The following is a 10,035-nucleotide window of genomic DNA, read 5'->3' as shown; positions in this document are numbered from 1 at the left end:
GATAAGTCACCCACTACAGTTGACGAAGAGCCATTATAAGTCACCCACTACAGTTGACGAAGAGCCCTTTTTTCTCCCTTTAATCAATTGCACGAAGGCAGGGCGGCAAAATTGAACTCTTCGAGTTACCGATTTTTATTCCACCCTCTTTTTATCTTAGCTTCTAGGTGTTGCTTGTGCAGACATAGCACTTAAGATATTATATTTCTTCTTGAAATAATAGCGTACGGCAAAGGCTATTGCACCTAGGACGATGAGTAGGAGTGGGGATAATTGTGGGTTAATAGCTGCAGGTAAAAAGGCAGTTATACTAAATAAAGCTAACCAGCCTACCATGAGGAGCCCTAAGATACCGATGCTTTTCAAAAGGCTTGGGCGATGAGCTTTTTCTTTCCCCATATGACGGTAGACATAGTGATAAGTTGCGTAGAGAAAGGCTCCACCACCAAGACCAACCACAATGAGAGTTAATAAACCATAAGATTGGTGTTTACTATTGCTAAATGTCAGAAAACCAGTAATGAGTCCAAGAAAGCCAAACCAAAAGAGAGAAGCATCCATCCACATAAGCCAAGGATTAGTGTTTTTAGCTTCTTGTGCAGCGATTTTTTCCTCTTTTTCTGTTTTTGTGAATTGAGCAGCCCAGGTAGTTGGAGCGCCAAGGAAAGATCGGGCAGGGATGCCATTTTTTTGATTTTCTTCAATACTTGGTAGAATATCTGCTAAAATCGTTTTGATTTCAGTATCTGATTTACCATCTTGAATCAACTGTTTAGTAGCAATGTGAATAAATTCTTGGTTCTTGTGAGTAAGATTGTTTAAATCCATGATAATCCTTTCAAAATGAGGGTAAGTATTGTAAAATGTAACAGGTTTTTTAGTCAAGTGTCAGTAGTCACTGATCTTATTTTGTCGAAAATCTAGTGAGATGTTTAGGGAATTTCAAAATAGAAATTTCCGTCATGACATTAGCGACTTTAATGACGATAAGAAGGGAGGGTTATTGGTTAGTTGCCGAATAGTAACTAACGTTATTTGACGAGTAGCTTTGCTACCGACAAATATAAAACGTTAAAACCACTTCTTCCTAATAAAATAAATCACAACCATCAGGCTAAGAACAGATGCAATAAAAACAATGTACCAGAAGGCATGTGGTAGGCCATTTAAGGGTAGCCAGTTGTTTTGGAAGTTCATACCATACGCTGAGAAGATAACGGTTGGGATATCTAGAGCCATGGTCATGAGTGCTAAGGTTTTCATGATAGTGTTCTGGTTGTTATTGATGATAGCAGCAGATGTTTCGGCCATAGCATTCAAGACATTCTCGTAGATGCCTGCCATCTCGATAGCCTGTTGCGTTTCAATCAAAGTATCTTCAAGTAAGTCTTCATCTTCAACGTATTTTTTGAGACTTGAGGTATTGCTGGAAAGTTTTTTAACGATTCGCTCATTCATTTTTAGTGAAGCTTTTAGATAGACGATGGATTTTTCCAATTCCATCATATCGATAAGCTGTTCATTTCGTGTTGCGTCTTCTAGTTGCGCTTCGATACGGTCGCTTTGACGGTCAATCGAACGCAAGGCGGTTAGAAAGAGAATAGCATTGCGATAGAGGAGTTGGAAAATAAAACGTGTTTTCATAAACGTATAAAAACTCTTGACACGATTATTCTTGAATTGATCAAAGATAGACAATTCTTCTAAACAAGTCGTAATAACAGCATTTTCTGCGACAATAATTCCCAAGGGAATGGTCATGTAGTAGTTTTTATTATTACGCTCTTCGTAGGTAGGAACGTCAACAATAATCAAAGTATAATCATCTTCAACAGTGATACGAGATGTCTCCTCGATATCAAGGGGAGCTCGTAAGTCGGTAATGTCGATGTTGAAGCGCTCGGCCACTTGATGAGATTCTTCCTGGGAAGGGTTGACCAAATTAATCCAAGCGCCAGGCTCGAATGTATCAATCTCTTTGAAATCAATTCCAGTTGACAGAAACATTTGTTTCATGTGCATTCCCTCCTTGTATTAGAATCTAGCCATACCTATCTATTATACTCTATTTTAGTCTTAAAAAAAAGCAGGGCTTGACGATTCTTTTTACCGTAAAAAATTCTGATTTTGTTATAATAGAGTAACGTTTAGAAGAACTAAAGCGAACGACGTGTTTTTTTGAATCTGTTATCATAACAGCATTCTAAAAGTGATACAGAAGAAAAAATTTATTTTAGGCTTTTTAGATGTAAAAGCAAGATGCTAGTTTTCTTTATATTTTGAGGTAGGTATCTAGAGAAAGGAATTGAGCCAAATAGGCGTCATAAATTATGCAAGATAAATTAGTTATTCATGGAGCGCGTGCTCATAATTTAAAAAATATAGATGTGGAGATTCCTCGTGATAAGCTGGTCGTGGTGACGGGTTTATCAGGTTCTGGAAAATCCTCTCTGGCTTTTGATACTATCTATGCAGAAGGGCAACGTCGCTATGTAGAGAGTTTGTCTGCTTATGCTAGACAGTTTTTGGGAAATATGGAAAAGCCTGATGTAGATTCGATTGATGGTCTCAGTCCAGCCATTTCGATTGACCAAAAAACGACCAGCAAAAACCCTCGCTCTACCGTTGGTACGGCAACGGAAATTAACGATTATCTCCGTTTACTTTATGCGCGTGTGGGAACTCCCTATTGTATCAATGGGCATGGTGCTATCTCAGCCTCATCTGTTGAACAGATTGTTGACGAAGTGTTAGAATTGCCCGAAAGAACTCGGATGCAAATTCTGGCTCCAATCGTTCGTCGTAAAAAAGGCCAGCATAAGACGATTTTTGAACGTATCCAAAAAGATGGCTATGTTCGTGTTCGTGTGGATGGTGAGATTTTTGATGTGACCGAAGTACCAGAACTTTCTAAGAGCAAGATGCACGATATCGAAGTTGTTATTGATCGCTTGGTCAATAAGGATGGTATTCGTTCTCGTCTCTTTGATTCCGTGGAAGCAGCCCTTCGCTTGGGAGATGGTTACCTCATGATTGATACCATGGATGGTAATGAATTACTCTATTCAGAACATTATTCTTGCCCGGTTTGTGGTTTCACCGTTCCCGAATTAGAGCCTCGTCTCTTCTCTTTTAATGCGCCATTTGGCTCTTGCCCAACCTGTGATGGTTTGGGGATGAAGTTGGTGGTGGACTTGGACTTGGTTGTGCCTGATCCTTCTAAAACTCTTAGAGAAGGGGCGCTTGCACCCTGGAATCCAATTTCATCAAATTACTATCCAACCATGCTGGAACAAGCCATGACAACTTTTGGTATCGATATGGATACACCATGGGAGGCTCTTGCTGAATCGGATAAAGAGGTGATTCTTTATGGATCTGGTGACCGTGAGTTCCACTTCCATTATCAAAATGATTTTGGTGGTGTGCGTGATATTGACCTACCTTTTGAAGGTGTTGTTACCAATGTCAATCGTCGCTACCATGAGACCAATTCAGAGTACACACGTGGCGTTATGCGCGAATATATGAATGAGTTGACTTGTTCGACTTGCAACGGCTATCGCCTCAATGATGCTGCGCTATCTGTTCGTATTGGTGGACCGGATGGGATGAATATCGGTCGGATTTCAGAACTCTCCATCGAAGACCATCTTAAACAAGTGTCGAGCTTAACCCTTGGACAAAATGAGGAAATGATTGCTCGTCCTATTATCAAAGAGATTACAGACCGTTTGACTTTCTTGAATAATGTTGGGCTTAATTATTTAACCTTGTCTCGAATGGCAGGAACCTTATCCGGTGGAGAAAGTCAGCGTATTCGTCTAGCAACCCAAATCGGGTCTAATTTAAGTGGCGTCCTTTATGTCCTTGATGAACCATCTATTGGACTTCACCAAAGAGACAACGACCGTCTCATTTCTAGTTTGAAAAAAATGCGTGACCTCGGCAATACCCTTATTGTAGTAGAGCATGATGAAGATACCATGATGGAAGCGGATTGGTTGATCGATGTGGGACCAGGAGCAGGAGCGCTTGGTGGTGAGATCGTTGCTTCTGGCACCCCAAAACAAGTGGCAAAATCAAAAAAATCCATCACTGGTCAGTACCTATCAGGTCGTAAAGTCATCCCTGTACCAGAGGAACGCCGTCAAGGTAATGGACGTTTCATCGAAGTTAAGGGAGCTAGTGAAAACAATCTTCAAAACATTGATGCTAAATTACCATTGGGGAAATTTATTGCAGTGACAGGGGTATCTGGCTCTGGAAAATCAACCTTGGTCAACAGTATTCTTAAAAAAGCCATTGCCCAAAAATTAAATCGTAATGCTGATAAGCCAGGAAAGCATAAGTCGGTTGAAGGCATAGAGCATATTGAACGCTTGATCGACATAGATCAAAGTCCAATTGGACGGACTCCTCGCTCAAATCCAGCTACCTATACAGGTGTCTTCGATGATATCCGAGATCTCTTTGCACAAACCAATGAAGCTAAAATTCGTGGCTATAAAAAAGGTCGTTTTTCCTTCAATGTAAAAGGTGGACGTTGTGAAGCCTGCTCGGGTGATGGGATTATCAAGATTGAAATGCATTTCTTGCCGGATGTTTATGTTCCATGTGAAGTTTGTCATGGGACTCGCTACAATTCTGAAACCTTGGAGGTCCACTATAAAGGCAAAACTATCGCAGATATTTTAGAGATGACTGTCGATGATGCGGTTGAATTTTTCGCAGCTATTCCTAAAATTGCTCGTAAGATTCAAACGATCAAGGATGTTGGGCTAGGCTACGTGACACTTGGTCAACCGGCAACCACCCTTTCTGGTGGTGAGGCGCAACGGATGAAACTAGCCAGTGAACTTCACAAACGCTCAACAGGTAAATCCTTTTATATTTTGGATGAACCAACAACGGGGCTTCATACCGATGACATTGCTCGTTTAATTACTGTTTTAAATCGTTTTGTGGATGAAGGAAATACGGTTCTTGTTATTGAACACAATCTTGATGTTATCAAAACAGCAGACCATATCATTGATTTAGGGCCAGAAGGAGGTGTCGGTGGTGGACAAATCATCGCCACAGGAACACCAGAAGAAGTCGCACAGGTGGAAGCTTCTTACACAGGGAACTATCTAAAAACAAAATTATAAGCGGCGGAAATAAAAATCAAGCTACTTTGCTCAAACAATGAACATCTAATAGTTAAAAGGCTTCAGTTCTGATGTAAATAGAACTGAACTTTTTTTATTTTATACTCGACGGAAATCAAAATCTGACTAGAAAAAGCGTCGTAGCTAGAACTAAAGTTCATCATGGTAAACTTCACAACGTTAGATTTTGATTTTCAATGATTATGATGATGTTGCTTGATATGAAAATGTGCTCCATATTGTAGTATGATAGGATGCTTCTTCTTGGATTTTAGGAAGTTTAATCCCTTAAAAGGAGTTTTTTGCAGAGCAGCTATTTTGTTTTTGAGTCTTTAAAACGCCTACTTATTATGTAATTATCTAAATTAGCGAAAAAATCAGAAAATTTATAAAATTGTGTTGACTTTAAAAAAATCTCTGGTTATAATGAAAAGCACATCCCAGCAAATGGGGCTTTTAGGAGGTATGCATATGGATTCACAGTTTTCTCATGTTTCACCCAAAGACTTCTTTTTTAAAGTCTTGAATGGTACAGCGCTAGGGATCATTATTGGTCTGATTCCAAACGCCATCTTAGCCACAATTCTGCAATACTTTCCTGGATTTACCCTGGGAGTTAGCTTAGTTACAGTTGTAAAGATTTTCCAACTAGCAACACCACTAACTATTGGTGCCATTATTTCCCATCAATTCCATCTGGACTCGCTACGCAGCATGACTATTGCAGATGCAGCTTTTGTTGGTTCAGGTGTTATTACCCAAGATAATCAGACTTATTTTGATAAAGCTGGAGAGGCAGCGACCCTTTTAATTGGGAATGGTCAAGGAAATATCACCAACACCATGTTGACAGCTGCTCTTGCCATCTTGATGGTTAAAGTCATTAAGAAACGCTTTGGATCAGCGGAGCTCGTTTTAACACCGCTTGTTATAGGAAGTCTTGCAGGGCTTATTGGTCTCTACACGTTGCCAGCAGTTAGCTCAGCGACTCTGGCAATTGGCACGATGATTAACTACTTTACGACGCTTCAGCCATATGCAATGAGTATGCTTATTGCTGTAACATTTGCTATTTTGATTATTTCACCTGTTTCAACAGTTTCGATTGGAATTGCAGTAGGACTTTTCGGCTTATCTGCTGGAGCTTCGGCAATGGGAGTTGCAAGCACAACGCTTGTTTTGATTGTTCATTCTTGGAAAACCAATAATTCAGGTGTTACTCTTGGTATCGCCATGGGTTCTATGAAAATGATGATGCCTAACTTATTCAAGTATCCAGTCATTCTCTTTCCAGTTGTAACTACAGCTATTGTTTCAAGTCTTTCTGTTCCAATCTTTAATATTACAGGGACACCAGCTTCTGCAGGTTTTGGGCTTGTTGGCTTGGTTGGACCATTGGCAGGTCTTAAGGCTGGAAACACACTTGCAGTCACCGTTTTAGCTTGGCTTGTTATTCCTACTGTTGCAGCGCTAGCATCATATTTTGTATTTGATAAATTGACAAAACTTTATCAAACAAATGTGGTCTTCAAATATCAAGAAGCTGAATAATACAGATACTAAAAATTTGATTACTAAAAACTTCCATTATCTTATTGAAGGCAATGGAAGTTTTTTGATAAAATAAAGTCGTTGATAAGTTAATATAAGGAGGTTTTCATGGAGTCTAGGGTTGTTCGTTTTGAAGATAAGTTAAGGCAGTCAGGTTTAGATGGTTTTGTGGTGACAGGGCAAAATAATATTTATTACCTAACGGGATTTTGGGGGACAGAGAGTACAGTATTTATCACTCGTAACCGTCGCATTTTCATGACGGATGCCCGCTACACCTTGCTTGCTAAAGAAGTGATTGAAGGTTTTGATATTATCGAGACCCGTACGCCTTTAGCTGAAATTGCCAACATCATCAAGGCTGATAAAATCACAAGAGCTGGCTTTGATAGTCAGGTTTCTTATGCCTTTTATGGAGAGTTAACCAGTTTAGCGCCTGAAACAACCTGGTTATCTCAGACAGATTTTGTCGAAAGTCTGCGCGTGATTAAGGATGCCACAGAGATTGAAACCATTCAACAAGCTTGCCAGATTTCCGATAAGGCTTTTATCGACGTTTTAGATTTCATAAAACCTGGGCAAACAACGGAGATGCAGGTAGCGAACTTCCTTGATTTTCGTATGCGAGAGTATGGCGCTTCAGGTGTGTCTTTTGAAACGATTGCAGCTTCGGGCTATCGTTCAGCCATGCCTCATGGTGTTGCTAGCCATAAGGTGATTCAGTCGGGAGAATCTCTAACCCTTGATTTTGGATGCTATTACAAGCACTATGTCAGTGACATGACGCGTACCATCCATATTGGATATGTAACAGACCAAGAGCGTGAGATATACGATATTGTTCTGAGAGCCAATGAGACCTTGATTGAGCAGGCGAAAGCGGGCATGACACATAAAGAATTCGATGCTATTCCCCGTCAAATGATAGAGGATGCGGGTTATGGATTATTCTTCACACATGGTATTGGTCATGGCATTGGTTTGGATATCCATGAAAATCCATTTTTCCGTGGTAGTGATGATAAGTTAGCAGCTGGTATGGTAGTGACGGATGAGCCAGGGATTTATCTTCCTGATAAATATGGACTGCGTATCGAAGATGACTTGGTGATTACAGAGACTGGTTGCGACGTATTGACCCAAGCCCCTAAAGAATTGATTGTCATCAAGTAGGAGAAGAAGATGAAAAGACTGTCTTGGCAAGATTATTTTATGGCTAATGCTGAGTTGATTTCAAAGCGTTCAACCTGTGATAGAGCCTTTGTTGGTGCTGTTTTGGTCAAAAATAACCGTATCATCGCTACAGGTTATAATGGTGGCGTTTCAGATACCGATAACTGCGATGAAGCTGGCCACTATATGGAAGATGGGCATTGTATCCGAACGGTTCATGCTGAAATGAACGCTCTGGTTCAGTGTGCCAAAGAAGGGATTTCAACAGATGGCACAGAGATTTATGTGACGCATTTTCCATGTTTGAACTGTACCAAGGCCTTGCTCCAAGCAGGCATCAAGAAGATCACTTATAAGGCTAATTACCGTCCGCATCCCTTTGCTATTGAGCTCTTGGAGAAAAAAAGTGTTGCCTACATCCAGCATGATGTCCCGGAATTAAGCTTGGGAATAAAAGACGAATAGTTGGGCCTCTTGTGAAAGTAATGAAAAATCATTTGAGTTTTTACAAAAGCTGGTATTTGTGCTAAAATGAAGTGATAAATAATTTTTACAAAGAGGTATTAATAGAATGATTGAAGCAAGTAAGCTTAGAGCTGGTATGACTTTCGTAACAGCTGATGGTAAATTGATCAAAGTTTTGGATGCCAGTCACCACAAACCTGGTAAAGGTAACACAATCATGCGTATGAAATTGCGTGATGTTCGTTCAGGATCAACATTTGATACAACTTACCGTCCGGACGAAAAATTTGAGCAAGCTATCATTGAAACACGTCCTGCTCAATACCTTTACAAAATGGATGATACTGCCTTCTTCATGGATACTGAAAGTTACGACCAATACGAAATTCCCGTAGCAAACGTTGAAAATGAGTTGCTTTATGTTTTAGAAAATGAAGAAGTTAAAATTCAATTCTACGGAACAGAAGTTATCGGTGTAACAGTACCAACTACTGTTGAGTTGACTGTTGTTGAAACACAACCATCTATCAAAGGTGCAACTGTTACTGGTTCAGGTAAACCTGCAACACTTGAAACCGGTCTTGTGGTTAACGTTCCAGACTTTATCGAAGTTGGTCAAAAACTTGTTGTTAACACTGCTGAAGGTACCTACGTTTCACGTGCCTAAGCCAAGTTAGAAAAGTTGATAGTCAAAGTTTTTCAAAACTGAAAAAATTTACTTTAACGATAGTGACGAAAGGAAAAGCTATGATTACTGAAAATATTGGTGAAATTGTTATTTCGCCGCGCGTATTGGAAGTTATTACAGGGATTGCTGCAACTAAGGTTGACGGTGTTCACTCATTACATAACAAAAAAGCAGCTGATACGCTAAGTAAAGCGAGTCTTGGTCGTGGTGTTTACTTGAAGACTGACGAGAGCGGTGATGTTGTTGCTGATATCTATGTTTATCTTCAATATGGTGTCAATGTGCCAGCTGTTTCTATTGCCGTACAAAAAGCTGTTAAAACAGCTGTCTATGATATGGCTGAAGTAACAGTTGCTCAAGTAAATGTTCATGTGGTTGGAATTGTCCCTGAAAAGACACCAAAACCTGATTTGAACAGTCTCTTCAGCGAGGATTTTTTGAATGAGCAAGACTAGTAGTTTTACTGGCTCGAGACGTGATCTTCGTGAGCGTGCTTTTCAAGCCCTATTTAGTATGGAGTTTGGTGGTGGCTTTTTACAAGCATCTGAATCTGCCTATTTGCATGATAAAGAGGTAGACAGTGATGGAACACTTGAAGTGCCAGCTTTCTTATTGAATCTGGTAAATGGTGTTGTAGACCACAAAGATGAGTTAGACGCCTTGATTTCCGAAAAGTTACGTAAGGGTTGGTCACTTGAACGCCTAACTTTAACGGACAGGACCATGCTTCGTCTTGGCTTGTATGAGATCAAGTACTTTAATGAAACACCCGATCGTGTTGCTTTAAACGAAATCATTGAGATTGCTAAGAAGTATTCAGACGAAACATCAGCTAAATTTATCAATGGCTTATTGAGCCAGTTTGTAAATGATTGATGAGTGTCAAAGGAATTCTGGTCTAATGATTTGCCGGTTATATGTAAATGATTTTGACTCTTCGTCAACTGTAGTGGGTGACTTATAATTAATACCTAGAGAGAATCGTTCCGGTTCTCTCTTTTTGGG

Annotated in this window: 9 protein-coding genes; 7 read left to right on the top strand and 2 right to left on the bottom strand. The window is 40.0% G+C overall.

The genetic code is table 11. The annotated features are described in order from the left end of the window. Window positions 1-156 precede the first annotated feature (156 nt). Together ACMZ6U_RS07260 and ACMZ6U_RS07255 are read right to left on the bottom strand one after the other, a co-directional pair. A complete protein-coding gene (locus tag ACMZ6U_RS07260) occupies window positions 157-828 on the bottom strand; it encodes a DUF1129 domain-containing protein (protein ID WP_416107516.1) in 672 nt (223 codons plus the stop codon). A 243-nt stretch (window positions 829-1,071) separates the two neighbouring features. Then, window positions 1,072-2,016: a magnesium transporter CorA family protein gene (locus ACMZ6U_RS07255; protein WP_115130770.1), complete on the bottom strand. Its 945-nt coding sequence runs from the start codon at window positions 2,014-2,016 to the stop codon at window positions 1,072-1,074. A 314-nt stretch (window positions 2,017-2,330) separates the two neighbouring features. Between ACMZ6U_RS07255 and uvrA the strand changes: the two genes are divergently transcribed. From uvrA to nusB, 7 genes are all read left to right on the top strand, one after another. Next, complete coding sequence (gene uvrA / locus ACMZ6U_RS07250) at window positions 2,331-5,153, top strand: excinuclease ABC subunit UvrA (RefSeq protein ID WP_416107514.1); 2,823 nt, start codon at window positions 2,331-2,333, stop codon at window positions 5,151-5,153. A 471-nt stretch (window positions 5,154-5,624) separates the two neighbouring features. After that, window positions 5,625-6,704 (top strand): PTS sugar transporter subunit IIC, encoded by a 1,080-nt coding sequence (locus ACMZ6U_RS07245; RefSeq protein WP_416107512.1) that lies wholly within the window; start codon window positions 5,625-5,627, stop codon window positions 6,702-6,704. A 108-nt stretch (window positions 6,705-6,812) separates the two neighbouring features. Continuing rightward, complete coding sequence (locus ACMZ6U_RS07240) at window positions 6,813-7,877, top strand: M24 family metallopeptidase (RefSeq protein ID WP_416107510.1); 1,065 nt, start codon at window positions 6,813-6,815, stop codon at window positions 7,875-7,877. 9 nt (window positions 7,878-7,886) lie between these two features. Further along, window positions 7,887-8,342 (top strand): deoxycytidylate deaminase, encoded by a 456-nt coding sequence (locus ACMZ6U_RS07235; protein WP_416107508.1) that lies wholly within the window; start codon window positions 7,887-7,889, stop codon window positions 8,340-8,342. Between the two features lie 106 nt (window positions 8,343-8,448). Beyond that, window positions 8,449-9,009: an elongation factor P gene (gene efp / locus ACMZ6U_RS07230; protein ID WP_160544591.1), complete on the top strand. Its 561-nt coding sequence runs from the start codon at window positions 8,449-8,451 to the stop codon at window positions 9,007-9,009. An 80-nt stretch (window positions 9,010-9,089) separates the two neighbouring features. After that, entirely contained in the window at window positions 9,090-9,485 is a 396-nt protein-coding gene (locus tag ACMZ6U_RS07225) for an Asp23/Gls24 family envelope stress response protein (RefSeq protein ID WP_416107506.1), read from the top strand. Further along, window positions 9,472-9,906 (top strand): transcription antitermination factor NusB, encoded by a 435-nt coding sequence (gene nusB, locus ACMZ6U_RS07220; protein WP_416107504.1) that lies wholly within the window; start codon window positions 9,472-9,474, stop codon window positions 9,904-9,906. Before ACMZ6U_RS07225 ends, nusB begins: the two co-directional genes overlap by 14 nt. Window positions 9,907-10,035 lie beyond the last annotated feature (129 nt).

It is taken from the genome of Streptococcus pluranimalium, from assembly GCF_047785745.1.
Lineage (GTDB): Bacteria > Bacillota > Bacilli > Lactobacillales > Streptococcaceae > Streptococcus > Streptococcus pluranimalium_B.
This window is presented reverse-complemented; position numbering and strand designations above follow the sequence as displayed.